We start from the raw sequence: 23,734 nt of genomic DNA, 5'->3' as shown, positions 1-23,734 counted from the left end.
ATCAGACTGACTCAGCAACCGTCCATTGTTTAACGGCTTCGATCCGCTGATCACCGTTGTATAATCGGGCATGCTGTAAACCGATGAACAGCCGCTGCCCCCGTGCCGGAACATGGTTGCCGGGGATCACCACGGTTAACACGCCGTCACTCCAGCCTGACGGCTGTACCACTAACTGGATATAGTGTCCTTTGGGACTGGCTTCGATAACCTGCACAGGCAACGGCGTCTCAAGGCTGGTCTGGTGACTGATATCTATCTCCCACGGACGCAGAAACAGATCGACGCTGCCCTGATAACAGGGGGTATAACCTAATGACCAACAATGCGCACCAACATGGACATAACTACCGCGCAGCATGCCGGACAGACAATTCACCTCCCCCATAAAGGACAGCACAAACCGCGAGGCGGGTTCGCGCCAGACCTGCTGTGGCACATCGGCCTGCTCAATATGCCCGTGACTCATAATCACGACTCGATCCGCCACCTCCATGGCTTCTTCCTGATCATGGGTGACAAAGACACTGGTAAACTTCAGCTCTTCATGCAGCTGACGTAGCCAGCGGCGCAGCTCCTTACGCACCTGAGCATCCAGTGCGCCGAAAGGCTCATCCAGTAACAGAATCTGAGGCTCCACTGCCAGCGCCCGCGCCAGTGCTACCCGCTGTTTCTGCCCGCCGGATAGCTGCGCCGGATAACGCTCAGCCAGCGGTGCCAGCTGCACCATCTCCAGCAGTTGATTCACTTTCGCTTTCAGAGCTGCCGCATTCGGCCGCTGGCGACGTGGCAGCACGGTGAGGCCAAAAGCGATATTGTCAAATACGCTCATATGGCGAAACAGGGCATAATGCTGAAAAACAAAACCCACTTTGCGGTCACGAGCATGCAGACGACTGACATCAGCGCCATGAAAACGAATGTCGCCGCCGGACTGGCTCTCCAGACCGGCGATGATCCGTAATAAGGTTGTTTTACCGGAACCTGATGGCCCCAGTAACGCCACCATTTGCCCGGAAGGAATATCCAGCGAGATATCATTCAGCACGGCAGTATGACCAAATGATTTATAAACACCGGCAATTTCAATGCTCATGATATCCCCGTCTGTGGTAGGTTTTTTTGCTGGCGCGCCAGACGCCATTGTAAAAGACTCTTTAATAACAGCGTCAGAATCGCCATCAAGGTCAGCAAAGCGGCGGCGGTAAAAGAACCGACCGTATTGTAATCCTGCTCAAGTAACTCCACCTGCAGTGGCAGAGACAGCGTTTTACCACGGATGGCACCCGAAACAACCGATACCGCACCAAATTCGCCGATCGCGCGGGCATTAGTCAGCACCACGCCATACAATAACGCCCAGCGAATATCTGGTAATGTCACGCGCCAGAACATCTGCCAGCCAGAGGCGCCGAGTAAAATCGCCGCTTCATCTTCCTGGCTTCCCTGGCTCATCATCACGGGCACCAGTTCCCGCGCCACAAAAGGACAGGTGACGAAAATAGTGACCAGCACCATTCCCGGCCAGGCAAACATGATATGCAGGTTCCAGCTTTCCAGCCAGCCCGCCAGCGGGCCATTGGCACCGTAGAACAACAGATACACCAGACCAGCAACAACCGGTGAAACGGCAAAGGGAATATCCAGTAACGTTAGCAGCAGCTGACGGCCTGGAAAGGTAAACCGTGTCACCAGCCATGCCAGCAGTATCCCGAATACCATATTCACCGGCACGGTGATTAACGCGATCATCACCGTCAGCCAGATAGCATGTAACATATCCGGATCAGCGAGATTACGCAGTACTGGCATTACCCCCTGGCTGAAAGCCTGCACAAAGATATATGTCAGCGGCACAATCAGGATAAACAGAGACACCAGCATTCCAGTGCTGATTAATAACCATTTCCCCGCATTAAAACGGAAAAATTTATCGTTGCGCAATGAAGTCACCCCGACCATTAGTCACCTGCTACACGTCGGCCAAAGCGGCTTTGCAGGGTGTTAATAGAAAACAGCAATAACAGGGAAGCTACCAGAATAACCGAGGCAATGGCGCTTGCTGCCGGATAATCAAACTCCTGTAAACGTATAAAGATCATCAGTGATGTCACTTCCGTTTTCCATGCAATATTACCGGCAATAAAAATCACTGCGCCAAACTCACCTAAACTGCGGGTAAAAGAGAGTGCCACACCGGCCAGCAGTGCCGGGGATATCTCTGGCAATACCACTTTACGAAAGCTCTGCAAGCGCGTCGCACCGAGGGTTTGCGCCGCTTCTTCATACTCCGGGCCCAGCTCCTCCAGTACCGGCTGAACGGTACGCACCACAAACGGAATACTGGTAAACGCCATCGCAACCGCGATGCCATACCAGGTATAAGTGACCTGGATATCAAACTTTGCCAGCCATGCGCCATACCAGCCATTGGCTGAAAACAGAGAAGCCAGGGTCAACCCCGCCACCGCGGTCGGTAACGCAAAGGGCAGATCCATCAGCGCATCAAGCAGTGTATGTCCAGGAAAGCGATAGCGCGTCAGGATCCACGCCATCAGTAAGCCAAAGAGACCATTAAATAGCGCCGCAGCAAACGCCGATAACAGGGTGACTTTATAAGCCGCCACCACCTGGGGATGCGAGATAACCTGCCAGTACTGCGCAAGGCTCATCTGCGCCAGTTGCATCAATAATGCGCTCAGAGGTAACAATAAAATCAAACAGATAAATAATAAGCTGGTGCCAAGACTCAACGTAAATCCCGGCAGCACCCGCTGAGATTTCCTCGTCAACATTACTGACGCCCTGCCGCCAGCAGCTTATCCAGCTCACCGCCGCTAACAAAATGTGTCGCCATCACTTGCGACCACGGGCCAAACTGTTGTGTCACCTCGAACAACGTCACTGACGGAAATTTATTCTCTAACTGAGCCATCATAGTCGGATTATTGACCCGATAGTAATAATCGGTGATGATCGTCTGCGCCTGTGGACTGTAAAGCCAGTTGAGATAGGCTTTTGCGGCCTTTTCGCTGCCATTCGCATTAACATTTTTATCCAGCCACGCCACCGGAAATTCCGCCAGGATATTGATCTGCGGCACCACCACTTCGAACTCCTGCGCCGGATACTGCTGGCGAATTTGATTCACTTCCGATTCAAAACTGATCAGCACATCACCCAGCCCATGATCGGCAAAAGTCGTGGTCGCACCCCGGCCTCCGATATCAAATACAGCGACATTTTTCAGCAACTGGATCATAAACTGCTCTGTTTTGATCTTATCGCCCCCGGCAGATTGACTGGCGGCCACCCACGCCGCCAGATAGGTATAGCGCCCATTACCGGATGTTTTCGGATTAGGAAAGATCAGCCTGACATCAGAACGCACCAGATCATGCCAGTGATGAATGCCTTTTGGATTTCCTTTACGCACCAGGAAGGCCATTGTCGAGTAGAAGGGGGAACTTTTATGCGGCAAACGGTCTTGCCAGTCAGCCGGAAGCAGATTGCCTTTGTCGTGCAGAATTTGCACATCGGTGACCTGATTGTAAGTCACCACATCCGCTTTTAAGCCCTGCAATATCGCCAGTGCCTGTTTCGACGAACCGGCATGCGATTGTTTAATAATCAGCTTATCGCCCGCATTGTCTTTTGCCCACTGCTGTTCAAAGACAGGATTGAGCGTCGCAAAAAGCTCACGGGAAACATCATAAGAGCTGTTGAGCAATTCACTCGCCTGCAGCTGGGCTGTCAGCAGCATTATCACTGCCAGCCATCCGTATGGTTTTTTCCCTATCTTTACGGTCATCATTCACCCTTATCAATAAGATGATTTTAACGCCTGGCCATCAGGCTAATTTACTTGCATTACGGCGGTCTGTTCGCGGAGGCCCGGCATACGACCCGCAAAGCGGTAATCTGAAAGAGGACAGATATCCTCATCATATTTATAACCGGTGTAAAAGGAGTAACGCTTTTATATACCGTTTGGTGATTGACAAGCAGAAAAGGGAATAAGTCATTATCAGCCAACGGGTTGGCTCTTTCGCTAACCGGAGAGAGCCAACCATCAGCGGGGGGTTATAGCGCCTGGAGCCGATCGAGAGAAGGGACAAAGTAGTAGCCACCACTCAGCGGTTTGGTAAATCGCAAAATGGCATCACATTTGCCGTCAGTATCGCCAAACATACTCAGTAGCTGTTGTTCAATATTATAGAGACTGGCGCAATAGGCACAGAAATAGAGGCCATGAACCCCACTGGCAGTCCCATAAGGCAGGCTCTGACGGACAATCTTCAGCGATTTGCCATCCACCGTTAAGTCCACCCGGCTGACATGCGATGTCGCCGGACGTTTATCGGCCGGGATCTCTTCACTGGTCGCTTTCGTTCTGCCAATCATCATCTCCTGATCCTTCAGATCAATATGGCTTAACAGCGACAGATCATGTTGCCAGCGCTGTACGAAGACGTAGCTGCCACCGGCATCGACACCATCTTTAATGATGGTGACTTCACGACGATTCTCAATCCCCGCCGGGTTTTCGGTGCCATCAATAAACCCACTCAGGTCACGCTCTTCAATCCAGCGAAAGCCGTGTATCTCATGTTGCACCTCGATACAGTCACCAAAAGCAGCCACCGCCGCCAGCGCAACAGAAAAATTGACCGCATGACTTGCCGAAAGAATATGAATCAACACATCATGCTGGCTGGCAGGTGCCATCCCGTGACCATAACCGGGAAAGTTTTTCAGCTCCTGGGCGCCGATACCGCCACTTAACTGACGCCAGACATCATGGCCAAACGCCACCACCGCACCCAGTTGCGCTTGCGGAAAACGTTGCTGCATGGCGATTAATTTGCTGACGAATACCCGACTGGCATCACGCAGGGCGTTAACATCGCCTTTAACATTGGCTTCTATCCAGATTGCCGCATGACAATGTTCCGGCAAAATGGCAGTTTGAATCTGAGACATCGCTCCTCCTGGAATACAAAAGCCACAACATGTGACGTTATAATTGCTGTTATTTTATCTATTGATATCTGGCAAAACCGAGTTTCCAGCCGCCACTAGCGCTGCCAGATGATTTGGCTGACCGGCCAGTTTTGCAGGCTATCATCCGGCGGTAGCAATCCTTGTGGGCCGTGCCACTCACCACTAAACACATAACTGATATGCTGACTCCCCTCAGCCTGACAAACAATGGCCATTGTCGTGCTGTGGTTTTCTTTCCGGCAGTGGCCAAACGCCCGGCGATATAATGTGCTAAATGGCGTGCCGATCCGCACACCTCCGGCGGTTTTAACGGCACTATCGGTTGTCGTAATCCGTGTTATCGTACCGCTGTGCCCTTCAATAGTCATCATGACCTGCCCCTCTTTCAGCGCCTCATAATAGGGCTCAATGTTACCGTTTACTGATTTCATGCCACGGCGTAAGCGATAATTGCCAGGCAAAGCATCACGGATAGCCTGTTCGCTCAGTGGGGTCGTCGCCGTGAGTTGGCCGACTCCCTGATCGCTCACTACTACCGAAGAAGTAAACCAGTTCCACGGCCAGAAAGCTGACACATTGATTGCACTCAGGGTTGAGCACCCGGTCAACAGCAGTAATAGAGGACAACACAGTAAATAGCGTAATGACATGGCGCGCTCTCAGGTTATTAATTGATAATCAGACTTGACTGGCACGGGTGACACAAAGAAGCCACCACTCAGTACCCCTCATCTTCAATAAGACGTTTCCCCATACAGAGGAGATCATCATTTTCGTAATCCAGGCGCTCATACATGCCCTGCAACAGGTCATTATCACTATCAATCATAATGTTAATTTTCGGACAACCACGGGCTATCAATTTTTTCTCCAGCCGGGTCAGTAAGGCATTGGCAATCCCACGACAACGATACTCCGGATCAACAGCCAGATAACAGGCGGAACCACGGTGACCGTCATAGCCCCCCATCACCGTGCCGACAATTTCGCCGTTAATTTCAGCGACCAGGAACAGGCTGACATCGTGGTTCATCTTACGCTCAATATCCATTTCGGGATCATCCCACGGATGTAAAAGCGCACAACGCTCCCATAGCGTAATGACTTCATCAAAATCCTGATGGCGAAAAACGCGGATCTCCATGATATTTCCTGTTGTTCAGCTGAAAGAGGCGATTATGACGTGATTTGATCAGATAGCCAATATCAGGCGCAATCAGCGAATAAAGATGACATAATAGCAACTTGTCATGTATTGAAATAAAAAGTAAAACAATTCTTTTTCCGCCTGTCCGGCACAAAAGACACGATACGATATAACATTAAACATCCTTTTTTATCACTCAGGCTGAATGAACACTTTTAATCTTTTAAAAATACGTGTATCACGTCGCCAGGTACTGAGAGCGGGACTGGCTATTCTCACGCTTTATACAACCGCGGCTCCCGTCACGGCGAAAGAGCCGCCGTTGAAAAAATCCGCTGAGCACAGTCGCACCGGGACTAAAAAGACGAAAGCCCGACGGATAGTGATGCTTGATCCAGGCCACGGTGGGATTGATACCGGCGCTATCGGCCCAGGGGGCGAAAAGGAAAAACACGTCGTTCTTGCGATTGCTAAAAATGTGCGCAGTATCCTGCGTGCCAGCGGTATCGAAGCTCGACTGACACGTAACAATGATACGTTTGTTCCACTCTACGATCGGGTTGAAATCGCTCATCAGCAGAAGGCGGATCTGTTTATATCGATTCACGCCGACGGCTTTACCAATCCTGATGTTGCTGGCTGCTCTGTCTTTGCCCTCTCTAATCGTGGCGCGAGCAGCGCGATGGCAAAGTATTTGTCGGATCGCGAAAACCGCGCCGATGAGGTGGCCGGTAAGAAATTCACTAAAAAGGATCTTCTGCTGCAACAGGTTGTGTTTGATCTGGTTCAGACGAATACGATTAAAAACAGCCTGACCCTCGGCTCGCATGTACTGAAAAAACTTAAGCCGGTGCATACGTTACACAGTCACGATACAGAACAGGCAGCATTCGTGGTGTTAAAATCCCCCTCGATCCCCTCCGTGCTGGTAGAAACCTCTTTTATTACCAATCCGCGTGAAGAAAAACTATTAGGCACGCCCGCATTCCGGCAGAAAATCGCCCAGGCGATCGCGGAAGGCATTATCAGTTACTTTCACTGGTTTGATAACAAGAAAACCCATGCGGTAAAGCGCAAATAAGCCCTCCCTGAACAACAAAAGGCAACCCGCAGGTTGCCTTAACGCAGTGACTACATGATGACTATGCCTGCATTTGTGCTTCAGCCACGGCCAGCGCGACCATATTGACAATACGGCGTACCGAAGCCTGCGGGGTCAGAATATGCACGGGTTTTGCTATTCCCATCAGCACGGGCCCTACGGTGACACCTTCCGACCCGGAAACCCGCAACAGGTTGTAGCTGATGCGCGCCGCTTCCATATTCGGCATGACGAGGATGTTGGCAGCGCCTTTCAGCGGACTATCCGGCATCCGTTCCTGACGAATACTCTCCACCAGCGCCGCATCACCCTGCATTTCACCATCGATCATCAATTCCGGTGCCTGCTCCTGCACCAGCGCCAGCACCTGACGCATTTTCACCGCCGCCGGGCAGTCCGAAGAACCAAAACTGGAGTGTGAAAGCAGCGCCACCCGGGGTTCGATGCCGAAACGACGAACACTTTCCGCTGCCATTAGCGTAATTTCGGTTAACTGTTCTGCCGTCGGATCATCATTAACATAAGTATCGGTAATAAAGGTATTTCCCCCTGGCAGCAATAACGCATTCATCGCACCAGCAGTATAAACCCCTTTACGATAGCCCAGTAATGACTGCACGATGGCGTAGTGTTCATGGTATTCACCGACCGTACCGCAGATCATCGCGTCGGCTTCGCCACGCAATACCATCAGCGCACCAATAACCGTCGTATTGCTCATCACAGTGTAGCGCGCCTGTTGCTGGGTGACCCCACGCCGTTTCATTAACTGATAATATTCATTCCAGTATGTTTTATAACGCGGATCGGATTCGTTATTGACGATCTCAAAATCGACACCGGCTTTGATCTGCAATCCCAGCTTACGAATACGCTGTTCAATTACTGCCGGACGGCCAATCAGGATCGGCTTCGCCACCCCTGATGAGACCAGCTCCTGAGTCGCATGCAGAATGCGCGTCTCTTCCCCTTCGACCAGCACGACAGATCGCGGATCTTTACGTGCCTGTGAGAAAACCGGCTTCATAAACAAATTCGTTTTGTCGATAAACGCCCGCAGTTTCTCAACATAAGCGTCAAAATCGGTGATCGGGCGGGTGGCTACGCCAGAGTCCATCGCGGCTTTCGCGACCGCCGGGGCAATTTTAACAATCAGCCGTGGATCGAACGGTTTGGGAATAATATATTCCGGGCCAAAGCTCAGGTCCTGATCACCATAGGCAGACGCCACCACCTCACTCTGCTCTGCATGCGCCAGCTCAGCAATCGCATGCACCGCCGCCAGTTTCATCTGTTCATTAATGGTTGTCGCGCCGACATCAAGCGCACCACGGAAAATAAACGGAAAGCAAAGAACATTATTCACCTGGTTGGGGTAGTCAGAACGCCCGGTACAGATAATCGCATCTTCACGCGCCTGTTTTGCCAGCGGTGGCAGGATCTCCGGCTCCGGATTCGCCAGCGCGAGGATCAGCGGCGCGCGCGCCATTCTTTTTACCATCTCAGCGGTTAATACCTTCGGCCCGGAACAACCGAGGAAAATATCGGCGCCATCAATAACATCATTCAGGGTACGTTTACCGTCATCTTTCACCGCATAAGCGGCTTTGGTCTCCGCCATATTGGCTTCACGACCCTGGTAAATCACCCCTTTGGAGTCACAGACCACGATATTGTGCTTATTCATGCCCAGCGCGACTAACAGGTTCATACAGGCGATCGCTGCCGCACCGGCACCCGATACCACCATTCGCACGTCAGCAAGCTTTTTACCGACTACGCGCAGGCCATTCAGAATGGCGGCGGTACTGATAATCGCGGTGCCGTGTTGATCATCATGAAACACCGGAATATTCATGCGCTCACGCAATTTTTGCTCAATATAGAAGCACTCGGGCGCTTTGATATCTTCCAGATTAATACCGCCAAACGTCGGCTCCAGCGCCGCCACGACATCGATAAACTTATCCGGATCACGTTCAGCGACTTCAATATCAAATACATCAATACCGGCAAATTTCTTAAATAATACCCCTTTGCCTTCCATCACCGGCTTACCCGCCAGTGGGCCGATATTACCTAATCCTAATACCGCAGTACCGTTAGAGATAACCGCCACCAGGTTACCTTTCGCGGTGTATTTATAGGCTGCTTGCGGATCTTTTTCGATTTCAAGGCAGGGGGCGGCAACACCGGGTGAATAGGCCAGCGCCAGATCATGCTGTGTAACAAGGGGTTTAGTCGGTACTACCTGGATTTTACCAGGCACAGGAAATTCATGGAAATCTAAAGCACTCTGTTTTAATTGTTCGTCCATCTCATTATTCCTTATTTCGTATCAGCCATGAGGCGGCGCGTAATGACCCGCCCAGCCGCTATATAAGCGTGGGGAGGTCATCATCAGATGTCGGCATGTTTTCGCCAGACGCAGGTTATTATAAAGATAAGCCATGAGCGAAGTTATAACATTACGCTTAATGATTATTCTCTCAGATTATTACAACTGGCCTGAAATCAGGTTATCAGGGCTGATCATGACAGATATCGCAACAAAATAACGGCTTTACCATCACAGTTCTCGTCACTGGCGACCATTTTTATCCCCTGGCGAAAAGCGCGCGCCAGCAACGCGTTATCATCGCCACCGCCAGGTGGCGCACCCTGCCTGATGACCCGTACCATAAAAAACAGCTAATCAACGGTACTATCACATTAATTTTTAAACGATTATTTATCGTATTTTCTATTTACATTGTGGCGATATATCGCATAACGCAAATAGATACAATGAGGTTTCAGTTCTGATGGCGAAATTTTTTATTGATCGCCCTGTTTTTGCATGGGTGCTGGCCATCCTGGTTTGTCTGACCGGGATACTGGCGATATTATCACTGCCGGTGGAACAATATCCCAGCCTCGCGCCGCCCAATGTGCGTATCAGCGCCAGCTATCCAGGCGCCTCGGCGCAAACTGTCGAGAATACCGTCACGCAGATCATCGAACAAAACATGAATGGCCTCGACAATCTGATGTATATGTCATCGCAAAGCAGCGCAACCGGACAGGCGGCGATCACCCTGAGCTTTAGCGCCGGAACCAACCCGGATGAGGCGATGCAACAGGTACATAATCAGCTACAGACGGTACTGCGCAAACTGCCACAAGCGGTACAGCAACAAGGGGTGACGGTACGTAAAACCGGCGAAAGCGATATTCTGACGCTCGCCTTTATCTCTACCGATGGCAGTATGGATCAACAGGATATCGCCGACTATATCGCCAGCCACATCCAGGACCCGATTAGCCGGATCAATGGGGTCGGCAATGTGGATGTTTACGGCTCACAATATGCGATGCGTATCTGGCTGGAGCCCGCCAAACTGAATAGTTATCAGTTAACCACCCGCGATATCATTAACGCGATCACCACCCAAAACGCCCAGATTGCGGTGGGGCAACTGGGCGGCACACCCGCCGTCGCGCAGCAAAGACTGAACGCCACCATCACCGCACAATCACTACTACAAACACCAGAGCAATTTCGCCGTATCACGCTGCGCGTCAATCAGGACGGTTCAGAAGTGACACTCGGCGATGTCGCCACCATCGCCATCGGTGCCGAAAAATATGACTATCTGAGTCGTTACAACCGCCAGCCAGCCTCCGGCCTGGGGGTAAAACTGGCCTCCGGTGCCAATGAGATCACCACATCCCAGCGGGTTATTGAGCGTCTGAATGAGCTGGCACAGTACTTTCCTCCGGGGCTGGAATATAAAGTAGCTTATGAAACCACCTCGTTTGTCAAAACCTCGATCTTCGATGTGGTGAAAACATTGCTGGAAGCGATTGTCCTCGTATTCCTGGTGATGTATCTGTTTTTGCAAAATTTCCGTGCCACGCTCATCCCCACCCTGGCGGTTCCGGTGGTATTACTGGGCACATTTACCGTGCTGTTGCTCTGCGGTTACAGCATCAATACACTGACCCTGTTTGCGATGGTGCTGGCGATAGGCTTACTGGTGGATGACGCCATTATCGTTGTCGAGAATGTCGAACGTATCATGCACGAAGAAGGGCTTTCACCACGGGAAGCCACCCGCAAATCGATGGGACAAATTCAGGGAGCCCTGCTGGGGATCGCGATAGTGCTCTCTGCGGTCTTTGTTCCGATGGCATTCTTTGGTGGCACCACCGGCGCGATTTATCGCCAGTTCTCGGTGACGATTGTCTCGGCGATGGGATTATCGGTGCTGGTCGCCATGATCTTCACCCCTGCGCTCTGTGCAACACTGTTAGTCCCTGTCTCACCAGCGGCCCGACAGCGACAGAGGGGTTTCTTTCACTGGTTTAATCACACCTTTGCCCGCGCTGCAGGGGGTTATGAAACCATTATCGCTAAACTCCTCCACCGCTCACTGCGCTGGATACTCATCTACCTGCTGCTTATCGCGGGGATAGTGTTACTGTTTATGCACTTACCGACCTCGTTTTTGCCACAGGAAGATCGGGGGATTTTTATCACTTCGATACAACTTCCGGCGAGCTCCACGCAACAGCAAACTCAGCAAGTCGTCAGGAAAGTAGAGGACTATCTACTGGAGCATGAGCAGGAGAACGTGGCTTCGGTATTCTCAACCGTCGGAACCGGGCCAGGGGGCAGTGGCCAAAATGTAGCGCGTCTGTTTATTCGTCTCAAAGACTGGGGTCAACGCCACCCGACAAGCGGTTCATCGTTTGCCATTATTGAACGATCGACTCAGGCGTTACACACAATAAAAGAAGCACGTATCTACAGTAGTAACCCTGCCGCGATCAGCGGACTGGGGAATGCGGCAGGTTTTGATATGATCCTCGAAGACCACGCCGGGCACGGCCATGATGCGCTGATGGCGGCCAGGGATAGCCTGCTGAATCTGGCAGCACGCCATCACAAGGTCACACGTGTGCGCCACAATGGTCTCGACGATAGCCCCCAATTGCACATTGATATTGATCAACATAAAGCCCAGGCGTTAGGCATTACGCTTGATGAAATTAATGCGACGCTGCAAACCACCTGGGGATCGAGCTACGTGAATGACTTTATCGATCGTGAGCGGGTGAAAAAGGTCTATGTCCAGGCCGCAGCCCCGTATCGTATGCTGCCAGACGATATTCATCAGTGGTATGTCCGCAATAAGAGCGGCACGATGGTGCCTTTCTCCGCTTTTGCCTCCTCATACTGGAAAAGCGGATCACCGCGTCTGGAACGTTACAACGGTTACTCCTCTGTTGCTATCGTCGGCGATGCGGCACCCGGCATCAGCACCGGCAGCGCTATGGATACGATGGCGACGCTGGTGCAGCAATTACCACGCGGTTTTGCGCTCGAATGGACCGGAATGTCTTATCAACAAAAACTGTCGGGTGCCCAGACCCCGGCGCTGTATGCGCTGTCGTTGCTGGTCATCTTCCTCTGCCTGGCGGCGCTGTATGAAAGCTGGTCGGTGCCGTTCTCTGTCATGCTGGTGGTGCCGCTGGGGGTTATCGGCACCCTGCTGGCGACCTGGATGCGTGGTCTGGAAAACGATATCTACTTTCAGGTGGGATTACTGACGGTTATCGGTTTATCAGCAAAAAACGCGATTCTGATCATTGAGTTTGCCAGCGAACTGAACGCCAGAGGGGAAGATTTACTCACCGCGACGCTGACCGCCTGCCGCCAGCGTCTGCGCCCCATTCTGATGACTTCACTGGCCTTTATCTTCGGAGTCCTGCCGATGACCCTCAGTACCGGTGCTGGCTCTGCCAGCCAGCATGCGGTCGGGACCGGGGTGATGGGCGGGATGATCTCCGCCACCCTGCTGGCGATTTTCTTTATTCCACTGTTTTTTGTCCTGATACGCCGCCATTTCCCGGCGCGCATAAAACCCCAATAACCGGGCAACCCGATGATCAAAAAAAGCGACCCACCCGGTCGCTTTTTTGCTTTGAGAATGCCATTCAGTCGCCTGATCTTATGCCTGACAGAAAACAAATTTATCCGCCTGCTGTGATTGGATCGAGACACTATTTGATGCAGACTGAGCGTTATCTGAAATCATTGATCAGGATATCATTATGCTGACACTTTACGGGATAAAAAACTGCGATACCATCAGGAAAGCGCGACGCTGGCTGGACGCTCATCAGATTGCCTACCGCTTTCATGATTACCGGCTTGATGGTCTGGACAGGGAATTATTAGATACATTTATCGCCGAACTGGGATGGCAGGCGTTACTCAACACCCGGGGGACGACCTGGCGCAAACTGGATGCCCACGTGCGGGACAGTATCGATAATGCCGATGCTGCGGCGACCTTAATGCTGGAAATGCCCGCGATCATCAAACGCCCATTGCTCTGCATCCCAGGACAGCCTATGCTGTTGGGCTTTAATGAACTCACTTATAACACGCTGATTAACGAGGTATAGTTATGTCTTGCCCGGTTATTGAGCTGGCTCAGCAGCTTATTCGCCGCCCTTCCCTCAGCCCCGATGACGCAGGCTGTCAGGCATTACTGATCGAACGTCTGCGTGCGATGGATTTTACCGTTGAAGAGATGAATTGGGGCGATACCCGGAACTTCTGGGCCTGGCGTGGCGAGGGAGAAACCCTCGCTTTCGCCGGTCATACCGATGTGGTGCCGACCGGTGATGCCACGCAATGGCTCAATCCCCCCTTTGCGCCGACCATTCGCGATGGCATGTTGTTTGGTCGCGGAGCGGCAGATATGAAAGGATCGCTGGCGGCGATGGTGGTTGCCGCTGAACGTTTTGTCGCCCGCTACCCGACGCATAAAGGCCGCCTGGCTTTTTTAATCACTTCGGATGAAGAAGCCAGTGGGCAACATGGCACGGTAAAAGTGGTTGACGCGTTGATGGCGCGTCATGAGCGTCTGGATTACTGTCTGGTGGGAGAACCCTCAAGCAGTGAAACCGTCGGCGATGTTGTCAAAAACGGGCGTCGTGGATCATTAACCGGCAATCTGATCATTCATGGCGTACAGGGACACGTCGCGTATCCGCAACTGGCCGACAATCCGGTGCATCGCGCAGCACCGATGCTGGCAGAGCTGGTCAGCATCCAGTGGGATAAAGGCAATGAATTTTTCCCCCCCACCAGTTTGCAAATTGCCAATATCCAGGCGGGTACGGGCAGCAATAACGTTATCCCCGGTGAACTGTCTGTACAGTTTAATCTTCGCTTTAGCAGCGAATTAACCGACGAAATCATTAAGGCACGCATCGTGGCATTGCTGGAAAAGTATCATCTGCACTACAGCATTGACTGGTGGCTGTCCGGTCAGCCTTTCCTCACCCGGCGGGGCAAACTGGTGGACGCGGTGGTCAACGCGGTGAAACGCTATAATGAGATAACACCGCAGCTGCTCACCAATGGTGGCACTTCTGATGGTCGCTTTATCGCCCGCATGGGTGCGCAGGTGGTTGAGCTGGGGCCAGTCAATAAAACCATTCATAAAATTAATGAGTGTGTTAACGCCGCTGAACTGCAACTACTGGCAAGAATGTATCAATGTATCATCGAACAATTGCTCCTCTGACGGGCACGGCACACAGGAAAACAAGATGGAATGGCTGATAAACCACATATGGATTGTTGTACCATTATTTTTAGTCGGTGTTATTATCAATGCCATTAAGGATCTGAATCGTCTTGATTATAAAAAATTTCTGCGCCATAAACCGAAACTTCCTCCTCATCGTGACTGTAACGATAAGTGGGATGACGACGACGATCAGCGACACGATACGCCGCGGAAATAGACTTAGCGCCTTTTAGTTACCGATAGCAAGCGAGATAATCTGCTGACATAATAAGGCAGCACGTGCAGCATCCAGCGCGGATAATGCCTGTTGTGCTTCATAACGCATGGCTGTCAGTAAGGCCTTTCTCCCGTTCAGCTGTAACCGGGTGCATATTTCTGCTTCACTCTGCCGTTGCAGACGCGCGCGTAAAGCGGGCAACGGCAGAGGGCTCAGCAATAACAGGCGGTTGAGGCTGCCCATTGTTGTCAGCAAAGGTCGATGGGCATAAGCAAATCCGGCCACCTCCTGCCAGTCTTGATCACTCAAGGTGTGATCAGCTGCCACGGTCAGCGGTAACGACAGCTCACGCCACTCACGCAGCCAGTATTCATCACGCATCAGGCGTTGTGACTGCTGCCGGGTCAACTCATGACCTGCTGCTGTCACCGGATATAACGCTATCGCACTGTAACAACCACTGCTTGCCTCACGATGCGTCCCTAAACGTACCAGCGTAAAGCCGCAGCGCTGCCAGAAATGCCAGAGATCGGCGGTATAACCAAAACTGACTGAAAAATAATCACAGCCGGCATCCTGCGCGATGGCCTGAGTCACCAGCGCCCGCCCCAATCCCTGACGCTGACGTGTCGGATGGACAGCGATGCGGCTGATCCGTTTGCCCGTTAACGTTGCCGCCAGAGGATCTCCCCCATGAGCGGCCAGCGACTGCGCCACCAGATTACCACGCGGGCGACGAAACCCGGCCCAGACCGCCTGACTGAGTCGCGCTGACAACCCACCCTCGGCCACCAACCATAATGCGCCCGCCATTCGCGAGTGACTCTCTGCACAGATAAAAGACTGTCCCGGCGCATCCATCATCCGCCGCAAATCCACGGGCGATGTACGATAGTGGGCGCCAGAGAGCAGTTGATACATCGCCACCATTTGCTCACGATGCTGCGCCCTCTGTTGCGGGTTGATGGTGGTCAGAGTGACGGCACCTGTCGGTGACTGACTAAACGTTTCATCGGTCAATAACAGTAACTGATTAATCCGGGCTTCGAGAGGACACCCCGCCGCCCAGCGGATCGGCCTGATCAGGCTGAATGAGAACAGATGCGGAAAGTGAGCGCAGAACTTAAACAAAAATCCTCGTCCCGTACCTTCATAACCCTGCACCGTGGTCATTAATAACGTATGTGGAAAACGCGCAACCAGTTGCTGAAGCACGGGCAGCGGGATCGCTGCCGCTTCATCGATAATCAGCCACTTCGCCTGAACCGCTGCGGTCAGTAAAGCATCCGGTGCCATAAAGTGAAAATCATCACCAGCGAAAGCGGCCATCACGGCTGTTGCCCGCCGGGCAGGCGCGGTCACGATCGCATCGCCAGCGAGCTGACGGATTAGCATCCCTGCCAGGGCAGACTTTCCCCGCCCACGTTCAGCGGTCACTACTGCGATACCGGGCGGAAGCGCTGTCAGACGATGAAGGATCGCCGCCTGCTGCTGTTGTGGTGATCCATCCGCCGGACGCCAGCGCACTCGCGGCGTGAAATCGGGCAAATACAACGGCTTATCCTGTTGCCAGATCACAACATTGTTATCGGTGAGGATCTGCTGGCAAAAATGATCAATAAAATGAGGTGTCGCTATCGGCTCCGGTGTATCACTCCAGCGCAGAGAATCCGCATCGGCTAATGTTGGCCAGCGCATCAACGGAGGAACCATCAGAATCAACCAGCTTCCCGCCCGCAGGGTGCCGCTCAATACCGCCAGTGCACTAACATCAAAGCCATAACGGGCATCAAAGAAGGCATGAAGATACTCCTGGCCCAGCAACGATTTGAGTGCATCGGGTGCTATCGAAGGCGGCGCAACAGCCGACTGCGTCCCAACCCACAACCTGTCCCCTGCCAGCCACTCACGCAACCGCTGAGCCTGTTCCAGACACCAGTCATCATCGCCACTGATCACCAGCAGGCGGCGGATACCTTCCTGCGCCATTTGTGCTGTCAGCCGCAACAGTTTTTGTTCAATCTCCACAGTGCGTTGCCTGTAACACCATCCAGACCCTCCGGCTGATTCATATAGCGGGAGATCGTAGGCAGATAACGAGGGAATTACCACTGGAAATAACAATGGCGATCAGCGTTTATCAGCCTGGATTGAGAAAAAATAGCATTGCGTTTTTGGCTAAAAATGATGATGAGGAACATCGGTTTTCTGTTGCTACATTAACAGGTTGGTGAAGTGTCTGATGTCTGAAATGGCCCCTCAGTGTCAGGATAGTTGTCACCCCCTCTGAAAAATCAGTCTGAGGGCATGGAGTGACAAATGAAACGTATTTCCTCTGAACGTAAAGCAGCGATACTGGCTAAATTATTGCCCCCCTACAACATGTCGGTTTCCACCGTTGCACAAATGGAAGGAATATCCGAAGCTACCCTCTGTAACTGGCGTAATCAGGCCAAATCAGAGGGGAAGCCCGTGCCCGGCGCAGAGAAAACAACCGACCAGTGGTCAGCAGAAGCACGCTTCGCCGTGATAGTCGAAACCGCCACACTCAGTGAGGCTGAAGTGGCAGAATACTGCCGTAAAAAAGGTCTTTATCCGGAACAGATTATTCAGTGGAAGCAGGCTTTTTTACAGATTTCCGCACCGGAAGATAAAGCGGCCCTGAAGCAGAGCCAGAAAGAGATTAAACAGCTGAAGAGAGAGCTGGTGCGTAAGGAGAAAGCTCTGGCGGAGGCGGCAGCGATACTGGTACTGCGAAAAAAGCTCAGGGATTACTACGGGGAAACGGACGGGGACGACTGACGCCTGCACATGAGCGTCAGCTGTTCATCCGGTGGATTAATGAGGCCGTCGCCGCAGGAGCCCGGCGCAGGGTTGCCTGCCGTGAAGTGAACCTGAGCCTTCGCACCTGGCAGCGCTGGCAAAAGCATCATGAAGATGGCCGTCTGACAGCCGTCAGGCCGGTGCCGGTTAACCGCCTGAGCGCTAAGGAAGAGCAGCAGATACGGGAGATATGTCATCAGCCTGAATATGCCAGTCTGCCGCCGTCGCAAATCGTGCCGCGTCTGGCAGACAAAGGCATTTATCTGGCGAGTGAATCGACCTTTTACCGCATACTGCGTCGTTCAGGCGAGGTTCACCGGCGGGGACGTCAGGCCCGGCGGCAGAAGGTGGCCGCCCCGACGACCTTTACGGCGACAGGTCCCTGCCAGGTGTGGACATGGGACATCACCTGGCTGCCCTCTGTGGTGAGTGGCCGCTGGTATTATCTGTATCTGATAACCGACCTGTACAGCCGAAAAATTACGGGTTACGAAGTGCATGAGACAGAAAGCGGTGAACAGGCAGCCGCCCTGATGCAGCGCAGTGTGATGCGGGAAGGCTGCTGGCGACAGCCGCTGGTCCTGCGGCTCAGGGGCTGACCATCGCCGGCATACTGCCACCGGGTGACCTGGCCCTGCGGGTCGCGCCAGGCGGTGAGCCTTTGCCAGCGGTCATAACTGAAGGTTTCCGTGCCGCCGTCAGGGTGAGTGATTTTCACCAGCAGGCCATCCTGACGGTGAAGCATCTGTGTGCGGTTGCCTGCGGCGTCAGTCTGCTCCCTCAGCCAGCCATAACGGTCATAGTCATACGTGGTGGTGCGACCACTGCAGTCAGTGTGGCGGGTGACCAGCCCGGCACTGTTGTAAGTGAGACGCTGAATACCGGAAGCAGCATCGCAAATCCTGGTCAGGTTGCCCTGGTCATCGTGGTTGTATTCGGTTATCCGTCCCGCTTCGTCCATCATGCGGATAAGATTACCGACAACATCATAGGTGAACTCCTGTCTGCTGCCGTGCATGTCAGTAATACTGCGCGGCAGGTTCCAGCGCGGGTGCCAGTCGAAGTCGGTGGTTTCACCGTCCGGGGCGATGATTTTCATCAGGTTGCCGCGTTCATCATAATAACAGCGGGTCAGCCGTCCGGCCGGGTCGGTCAGGCGCATTATCTGGCCGCGGGCGCTGCGCTGTATTCGTGTGCAGCCACCGCACGCATCGGTCAGGGCCAGCAGTTCATGGTTATCATCGAACTCATAGCGGGTGACTCTTCCCGGGGCATCGGTGACCGTGGTACTGGAGGTGTCGTAACGGAAGCGCCACTCGCCACCCTGGCTGTCGTAATGACGCAGTACCTTTCCCTGCGGGGTGTATTTATCATACTCATAGAAACAGGCCAGCTCGCCTGCCAGCCGGTGGGCCACCAGCATATGCTGCTGATAGCGAAACTCGCGCAGTACTGCTCCCTGGCCATTGCGCACCGCGATAAGGTCACCTTCCGGCGAGTAGTCATACTGGCACAGCTTTTCAGCACTGAGCGGGTCGGAGGGGTGGCAGACGCTAACCCCGGTGATGCGCTCAACAGTGCCACCACCGGTCAGCGACAGGGAGGAAAATTCAATCAAAAAGCGCCGTCTGGCGCTGTCGGTTATCTGCTCTGGCTGATTGCGGCTGTTGTAGTCAATGGTCAGGCGGTTTTCATTGCGGTCAGTGATTGCGGACAGCAGCCAGTGGCCTGGCCGGGGCTGATGGCTGAAGTGCCAGTGGCGGGATTCATCGGCGGCGGAGATGCAGACCGTGTCTTCCTCAGGTCGGCTGACCTTCAGCTGTTCATAACGATTCATCACCGGCAGTTCGCCGGGTGGCGGACAGGGGAAGCGGATATCCCAGCCCTGTTCGTCAGTGAATATCAGCATATCATCCTGCTGGCGCACACTCAGCGACAGTGGCAGAAACCAGCCCTGACCCAGCCAGCCGTTGCTGATTTCATCCGAGAAGTAGTAACGCTGCCATGTCAGGGGTATCGCGGCCGGAAAGTCAAAGTCGTTATCCTCATCGCCATACAACACCTTGATGCCCAGAATCGCGTTAACCGGGTGGCCAGTCAGTGGCGACAGTGGCTCGGCCGGGATTTTGCAGGGCTCGCTCTTGCGGCTGTTGCGACTCTGATGGCTGCCGCCCTTTTCACTGCCTGCTTTTTTGGCGCTGAGGGTATGACTGGCACTTTTTCCGGCTGCCCGGCTTTCAGCTTTTACCGCCGTCTTTTCTGCCTGGAGTGCGGTTTTCTCCACCGCTTTCACCGCACTGGTTTTACCGAGCGCCTTATTAATCCGGGCGGCCATTTTGCCAGCTTTAAATATGCCGCCCGCGCCGGGAACAAAGTTGACCACGGCCGAGCTGGCTGACAGCGCCGCCTGGTCATATTCCCCTTCAGCGGTATAGATAACCGCGTTCACACCATCGGCGAGAATACCCACCACCGGCACCGCGCCGATGATATCGAGCCCGCTGTGCACCATCTCACCCCGCTCGGTCCACCAGTCGTTCTTCACTGGCGGATTAGCGCTGCCGCCATCGACCGTGCCGAGCGGCGGCGGCACATACTGCAGTTTACCGATGGTGTTGCCTTTGCGCATGACCGTTCCCTGTGCTGAAGTAAGGCGTGGATGATTGATTCATAGGGTCTGAGTCTGCCACAGAGGAAGGTACATTACTATATGATTAAATAATAAGCGTGATAATGGTGATTTATTTTTACGCATAACAGGGATGGTTGGCGATGACCCTATTATCGTCAGCCCCCGCTTAACGGGGGCCCATTATCTGTTGACATCACCTGGCGGGTTAACTGGCGTTAATCACTACCCACATCGGCCCCTGGCCGACGGCGTAACGCCCTCTCTCCTGCAGTAAGCCCTGTTCAGCGCTAATCTCATAGACAGCAATATGGTGTGATTTCTGTCCGGCTGCGATCAGGTAGCGACCACGGGCATCAATACAGAAGCCACGTGGCTGTGTCTCTGTCGGCTGATAACCGCTCAGCGACAATTCGCTGCCATCCGCCGATACAGTGAAAATCGTGATGATGCTGGCTGTGCGATCACAGGTATAAAGATGACGACCATCCGGGGTCAGATGAATATCGGCTGCCCAACGCACGCCGTTAAAATCTGCGGGCATCATATCCAGCGTCTGGACAAGGGTCATTTTGCCATCAGCCCCGGGTAGCGCCCAGACATCCACCGTGCTATTTAATTCATTCAGGCAGTAAGCATAGGGCTGTCGGGGATGGAATACCATATGCCGTGGCCCTGCTCCCGTGGCGGTAGTGACAGCCGGAGGATCCTGTGCTATCAGCGTGCCATTGTCACGAAGATGAAATAAACAGATCCGATCCTGTTTCAAAGCGGGTACCCACAAGGTACGATTATCCGGAGAGATGTTCGCCGAATGGCAACCCGCTACTCCTTCGACAACTTCGACTGTCTCAGTGGGCAGGCCATTCATCAAGGGGGTGACGCTGACGCAGCCCGCATTATAAGAGGCACTGAAGATAAAACGTCCCTGATGATCGGTTGAAATATGGGTCGGACTACCCGGTAGTGCTGCCTCGCCCGCCAGAGTCAGTGCGCCGCTATCGGCAGCGATACGGTAAGCCAGCAGGCGAAATTCAGGGCGCACGCCGACATAGAGATACGCTTTATCGACGCTGATCACCATCGGCTGAACCTGGCCGGGGACATCAACCACCTGCACAGGCACCAGATTGCCGCTCTGCTCCAGTCGCCAGACATGGATTTGCCGACTTTCCGGACTGGCGGTATAAACGATTTGTTTCATTCACTGCTCCTTACGACTGCATATGGATTTCATTTATCCCTCTGAGCGGCAGGCAATTTTATTGGCTGCAGAGAGACAGCGGTGTACCATCAATGTCAGACGACTTTGTTATTTTATTAACCGGGGGTACTTCTCATGCGTTCACGTGTTATTGCGCTTGATTTAGACGGCACCTTACTGACCAGCGATAAAACTATCCTCCCTGCTTCACTGACGGCACTGTCTCGTGCCAGAGCGGCCGGTTTTCAGGTGATTATCGTCACCGGGCGGCATCATATCGCGATTCATCCTTTTTATCAGGAACTGGCGCCTGGGACACCTGTCATTTGCTGTAATGGTACTTATCTCTATGATTATCAGGAAAAAAAGGTACTACAAGCCGATCCTGTGTCGATAGAGGAAGCGCGCTGCCTGACTGACTGGCTGGCCGGTAGTGATATTCAGGCGCTGATGTACGTTGACGACGCGATACTCTACCAGCATCTCACCAGCAAAATAACCACGACTATCGAATGGGCACAACAGTTTCCTGTAGCACAACGCCCGGTTTTTACCCAGGTGAAATCACTGGCGCAAGCGATTCCCACCGTACAGTCAATATGGAAGTTTGCTCTGGCTGATCAGGATATTACGCGATTACAACAATTTTCTCAGCAGATTGCTCGCCTGCCCGGACTGACCTGTGAGTGGTCATGGTACGATCAGATAGACGTCACCCATGCCGGTAACAGCAAGGGGCGACGTCTGGCACAGTGGCTGGCCACTCAGGGATTATCAATGGATGATGTCGTTGCCTTTGGCGATAACCACAATGACCTTAGTATGCTGGAAGCGGCCGGTATCGGTGTCGCTATGGGCAATGCGGTCGAGGCGGTCAAAGCGCGTGCCGATGTCGTGATTGGCGATAATAACAGTAACAGCATCGCTGATTTTATTCAGCAAACGCTGTTGTCATCAGGCGATAATTGACACGCTTTTAATCTGCGCATACAACCACTGGCCAGCGGTGATCGCCAGCTCATCTCTGGCCCACGGACTGATGCGCGCCCACAGGATATGACCACTGACATTCAGCTGAACTTCAACCTGCCCCTTCACCTCGATGGTTTCAATGACCTGCGCAGCCAGAATATTACGCACACTGGTATGCTGAGGTTGTTGCAGCATCAGCGATACATCAGACGATGGTATCCGAATACGCACTGTTTCACCCGGTAGCCGATCAAGGTAATTGACCCATAACGGTTGTTCACCCAGTGCTAGCGCCGTCATCGCATAGTGTGGATGCTGGGCGATAACCGTCGCATTGAGGATGGTGCTTTGTTGCTCTTGCGGTAGCCAGGGATGCATCACGCTGCTTGCCCAGACTTGCTCCAGATTGCCATAGGCTTTGACTTTCCCTGCTTCCAGCACCAGGATGTCATCCGCCAGATGCTGAATTTCATCCAGCGAGTGGCTGACATATAACATCGGGATACGAATTTCCCGTGCTAATCGCTGCAGATAAGGAATAAGTTCTCGTTTGCGTGGAATATCAAGTGAGGCCAACGGCTCATCCATCAGTAGCAGTTCCGGTGCAGTTAATATGGCCCGGCCGATTGCCACCCGCTGTTTTTCTCCTCCGGACAAGTTCCCCGGAAAGCGTCCCAGTAAGGGTTCTATCCCCAGCAGGGTAACCAGTTTATCAAATTGATCGACCATGCCTTTCGCCATGCCGTACTGTAAGTTACCGCGAACGCTGTAATGGGGAAACAGACGCGCATCCTGAAAAACATAACCGATATGCCGCTTTTCCGGTGGCAGACAGATATGTTTCGCCACATCATTGAGCACCCGATCATTAAGAACAATCCGCCCGGTATGGGGACGGGTCAGGCCACTAATCACATTGATGAGCGAAGTTTTTCCGGCACCCGAGATACCAAATATGGCAGTGATACCACGGCCAGGTAACGTCACATCAATAGACATGTTATAGTTGCCCAGCGGCTGAGTGAAATTGAGCTCCAGCATGTT

At 53.0% G+C, this 23,734-nt stretch carries 18 protein-coding genes and 2 pseudogenes; 7 read left to right on the top strand and 13 right to left on the bottom strand.

The window, feature by feature from the left end:
• Position 1 precedes the first annotated feature (1 nt).
• The 7 genes from cysA to PT300_08690 all read right to left on the bottom strand — a co-directional run bounded on the left by cysA (position 2) and on the right by PT300_08690 (position 6,148).
• Entirely contained in the window at positions 2 to 1,096 is a 1,095-nt protein-coding gene (gene cysA, locus PT300_08720) for a sulfate/thiosulfate ABC transporter ATP-binding protein CysA (protein ID MDF7680665.1), read from the bottom strand.
• The gene (gene cysW, locus PT300_08715) at positions 1,093 to 1,962 is read right to left on the bottom strand and encodes a sulfate/thiosulfate ABC transporter permease CysW (protein ID MDF7680664.1); all 870 of its coding nucleotides are present in this window, start codon (positions 1,960 to 1,962) and stop codon (positions 1,093 to 1,095) included. The genes cysA and cysW overlap by 4 nt, the downstream gene beginning before the upstream one ends.
• Positions 1,962 to 2,795 carry a sulfate/thiosulfate ABC transporter permease CysT gene (cysT, locus tag PT300_08710; GenBank protein ID MDF7680663.1) on the bottom strand — a complete coding sequence of 278 codons (834 nt, stop codon included), beginning with the start codon at positions 2,793 to 2,795 and terminating at the stop codon, positions 1,962 to 1,964. The genes cysW and cysT overlap by 1 nt, the downstream gene beginning before the upstream one ends.
• Positions 2,795 to 3,811 (bottom strand): thiosulfate ABC transporter substrate-binding protein CysP, encoded by a 1,017-nt coding sequence (gene cysP / locus PT300_08705; GenBank protein ID MDF7680662.1) that lies wholly within the window; start codon positions 3,809 to 3,811, stop codon positions 2,795 to 2,797. The genes cysT and cysP overlap by 1 nt, the downstream gene beginning before the upstream one ends.
• Positions 3,812 to 4,083: 272 nt before the next feature.
• Positions 4,084 to 4,983: a Dyp-type peroxidase gene (locus tag PT300_08700; GenBank protein MDF7680661.1), complete on the bottom strand. Its 900-nt coding sequence runs from the start codon at positions 4,981 to 4,983 to the stop codon at positions 4,084 to 4,086.
• 95 nt (positions 4,984 to 5,078) lie between these two features.
• A complete protein-coding gene (locus tag PT300_08695; GenBank protein ID MDF7680660.1) occupies positions 5,079 to 5,654 on the bottom strand; it encodes an RpoE-regulated lipoprotein in 576 nt (191 codons plus the stop codon).
• Positions 5,655 to 5,722: 68 nt separating this feature from the next.
• A complete protein-coding gene (locus PT300_08690; protein MDF7680659.1) occupies positions 5,723 to 6,148 on the bottom strand; it encodes a GNAT family acetyltransferase in 426 nt (141 codons plus the stop codon).
• A gap of 208 nt (positions 6,149 to 6,356) precedes the next feature.
• Between PT300_08690 and amiA the strand changes: the two genes are divergently transcribed.
• Positions 6,357 to 7,232, top strand: a complete 876-nt coding sequence (gene amiA, locus PT300_08685; GenBank protein ID MDF7680658.1) for an N-acetylmuramoyl-L-alanine amidase AmiA — start codon at positions 6,357 to 6,359, stop codon at positions 7,230 to 7,232.
• Between the two features lie 61 nt (positions 7,233 to 7,293).
• Here amiA and maeB read toward each other — a convergent pair whose 3' ends face one another.
• Together maeB and PT300_08675 are read right to left on the bottom strand one after the other, a co-directional pair.
• A complete protein-coding gene (maeB, locus tag PT300_08680) occupies positions 7,294 to 9,570 on the bottom strand; it encodes an NADP-dependent oxaloacetate-decarboxylating malate dehydrogenase (protein ID MDF7680657.1) in 2,277 nt (758 codons plus the stop codon).
• A gap of 215 nt (positions 9,571 to 9,785) precedes the next feature.
• Complete coding sequence (locus PT300_08675; GenBank protein MDF7680656.1) at positions 9,786 to 9,935, bottom strand: hypothetical protein; 150 nt, start codon at positions 9,933 to 9,935, stop codon at positions 9,786 to 9,788.
• A gap of 122 nt (positions 9,936 to 10,057) precedes the next feature.
• Between PT300_08675 and acrD the strand changes: the two genes are divergently transcribed.
• From acrD to PT300_08655, 4 genes are all read left to right on the top strand, one after another.
• Positions 10,058 to 13,171 (top strand): multidrug efflux RND transporter permease AcrD, encoded by a 3,114-nt coding sequence (acrD, locus tag PT300_08670; protein ID MDF7680655.1) that lies wholly within the window; start codon positions 10,058 to 10,060, stop codon positions 13,169 to 13,171.
• A gap of 181 nt (positions 13,172 to 13,352) precedes the next feature.
• Entirely contained in the window at positions 13,353 to 13,709 is a 357-nt protein-coding gene (locus PT300_08665) for an ArsC family reductase (protein ID MDF7680654.1), read from the top strand.
• A gap of 2 nt (positions 13,710 to 13,711) precedes the next feature.
• Positions 13,712 to 14,839 (top strand): succinyl-diaminopimelate desuccinylase, encoded by a 1,128-nt coding sequence (gene dapE / locus PT300_08660; protein ID MDF7680653.1) that lies wholly within the window; start codon positions 13,712 to 13,714, stop codon positions 14,837 to 14,839.
• A gap of 25 nt (positions 14,840 to 14,864) precedes the next feature.
• Positions 14,865 to 15,062: a YpfN family protein gene (locus PT300_08655; protein ID MDF7680652.1), complete on the top strand. Its 198-nt coding sequence runs from the start codon at positions 14,865 to 14,867 to the stop codon at positions 15,060 to 15,062.
• A gap of 12 nt (positions 15,063 to 15,074) precedes the next feature.
• Here PT300_08655 and PT300_08650 read toward each other — a convergent pair whose 3' ends face one another.
• Positions 15,075 to 17,084 carry a GNAT family N-acetyltransferase gene (locus PT300_08650; GenBank protein MDF7680651.1) on the bottom strand — a complete coding sequence of 670 codons (2,010 nt, stop codon included), beginning with the start codon at positions 17,082 to 17,084 and terminating at the stop codon, positions 15,075 to 15,077.
• 297 nt (positions 17,085 to 17,381) lie between these two features.
• Here PT300_08650 and PT300_08645 point away from each other — a divergent pair.
• Positions 17,382 to 18,469, top strand: a pseudogene (locus PT300_08645) (transposase).
• On the opposite strand, the pseudogene PT300_08640 reads toward PT300_08645, so the two are convergent.
• Together PT300_08640 and pgl are read right to left on the bottom strand one after the other, a co-directional pair.
• Positions 18,469 to 20,514 (bottom strand): annotated as a pseudogene (locus PT300_08640) (DUF6531 domain-containing protein). The pseudogenes PT300_08645 and PT300_08640 overlap by 1 nt on opposite strands.
• A gap of 208 nt (positions 20,515 to 20,722) precedes the next feature.
• Positions 20,723 to 21,718: a 6-phosphogluconolactonase gene (gene pgl / locus PT300_08635; GenBank protein MDF7680650.1), complete on the bottom strand. Its 996-nt coding sequence runs from the start codon at positions 21,716 to 21,718 to the stop codon at positions 20,723 to 20,725.
• A gap of 135 nt (positions 21,719 to 21,853) precedes the next feature.
• Here pgl and PT300_08630 point away from each other — a divergent pair, with 135 nt between their 5' ends.
• A complete protein-coding gene (locus PT300_08630) occupies positions 21,854 to 22,687 on the top strand; it encodes a pyridoxal phosphatase (protein MDF7680649.1) in 834 nt (277 codons plus the stop codon).
• Here the strand turns inward: PT300_08630 and modC are convergent.
• A complete protein-coding gene (gene modC / locus PT300_08625) occupies positions 22,673 to 23,731 on the bottom strand; it encodes a molybdenum ABC transporter ATP-binding protein ModC (protein MDF7680648.1) in 1,059 nt (352 codons plus the stop codon). The two genes, PT300_08630 and modC, sit on opposite strands and share 15 nt — an antisense overlap.
• Between the last annotated feature and the right edge of the window lie 3 nt (positions 23,732 to 23,734).

It is taken from the genome of Enterobacteriaceae bacterium ESL0689 (genome assembly GCA_029433525.1).
Lineage (GTDB): Bacteria > Pseudomonadota > Gammaproteobacteria > Enterobacterales > Enterobacteriaceae > JAQTIF01.
The sequence above is the reverse complement of the archived record's forward strand: the minus strand, read 5'-3'. Positions and strand labels throughout refer to the sequence as shown.

Bases quoted from the DNA above. Each gene is read 5' to 3' on its own strand.
- dapE (MDF7680653.1), top strand. From the start codon at position 13,712: ATGTCTTGCCCGGTTATTGAGCTGGCTCAGCAGCTTATTCGCCGCCCT.
- amiA (MDF7680658.1), top strand. From the start codon at position 6,357: ATGAACACTTTTAATCTTTTAAAAATACGTGTATCACGTCGCCAGGTA.
- PT300_08700 (MDF7680661.1), bottom strand. From the start codon at position 4,983: ATGTCTCAGATTCAAACTGCCATTTTGCCGGAACATTGTCATGCGGCA.
- PT300_08655 (MDF7680652.1), top strand. From the start codon at position 14,865: ATGGAATGGCTGATAAACCACATATGGATTGTTGTACCATTATTTTTA.
- cysT (MDF7680663.1), bottom strand. From the start codon at position 2,795: ATGTTGACGAGGAAATCTCAGCGGGTGCTGCCGGGATTTACGTTGAGT.
- acrD (MDF7680655.1), top strand. From the start codon at position 10,058: ATGGCGAAATTTTTTATTGATCGCCCTGTTTTTGCATGGGTGCTGGCC.
- cysW (MDF7680664.1), bottom strand. From the start codon at position 1,962: ATGGTCGGGGTGACTTCATTGCGCAACGATAAATTTTTCCGTTTTAAT.
- PT300_08690 (MDF7680659.1), bottom strand. From the start codon at position 6,148: ATGGAGATCCGCGTTTTTCGCCATCAGGATTTTGATGAAGTCATTACG.
- PT300_08665 (MDF7680654.1), top strand. From the start codon at position 13,353: ATGCTGACACTTTACGGGATAAAAAACTGCGATACCATCAGGAAAGCG.
- PT300_08675 (MDF7680656.1), bottom strand. From the start codon at position 9,935: ATGGTACGGGTCATCAGGCAGGGTGCGCCACCTGGCGGTGGCGATGAT.
- cysA (MDF7680665.1), bottom strand. From the start codon at position 1,096: ATGAGCATTGAAATTGCCGGTGTTTATAAATCATTTGGTCATACTGCC.
- PT300_08630 (MDF7680649.1), top strand. From the start codon at position 21,854: ATGCGTTCACGTGTTATTGCGCTTGATTTAGACGGCACCTTACTGACC.
- modC (MDF7680648.1), bottom strand. From the start codon at position 23,731: ATGCTGGAGCTCAATTTCACTCAGCCGCTGGGCAACTATAACATGTCT.
- PT300_08695 (MDF7680660.1), bottom strand. From the start codon at position 5,654: ATGTCATTACGCTATTTACTGTGTTGTCCTCTATTACTGCTGTTGACC.
- pgl (MDF7680650.1), bottom strand. From the start codon at position 21,718: ATGAAACAAATCGTTTATACCGCCAGTCCGGAAAGTCGGCAAATCCAT.
- cysP (MDF7680662.1), bottom strand. From the start codon at position 3,811: ATGACCGTAAAGATAGGGAAAAAACCATACGGATGGCTGGCAGTGATA.
- maeB (MDF7680657.1), bottom strand. From the start codon at position 9,570: ATGGACGAACAATTAAAACAGAGTGCTTTAGATTTCCATGAATTTCCT.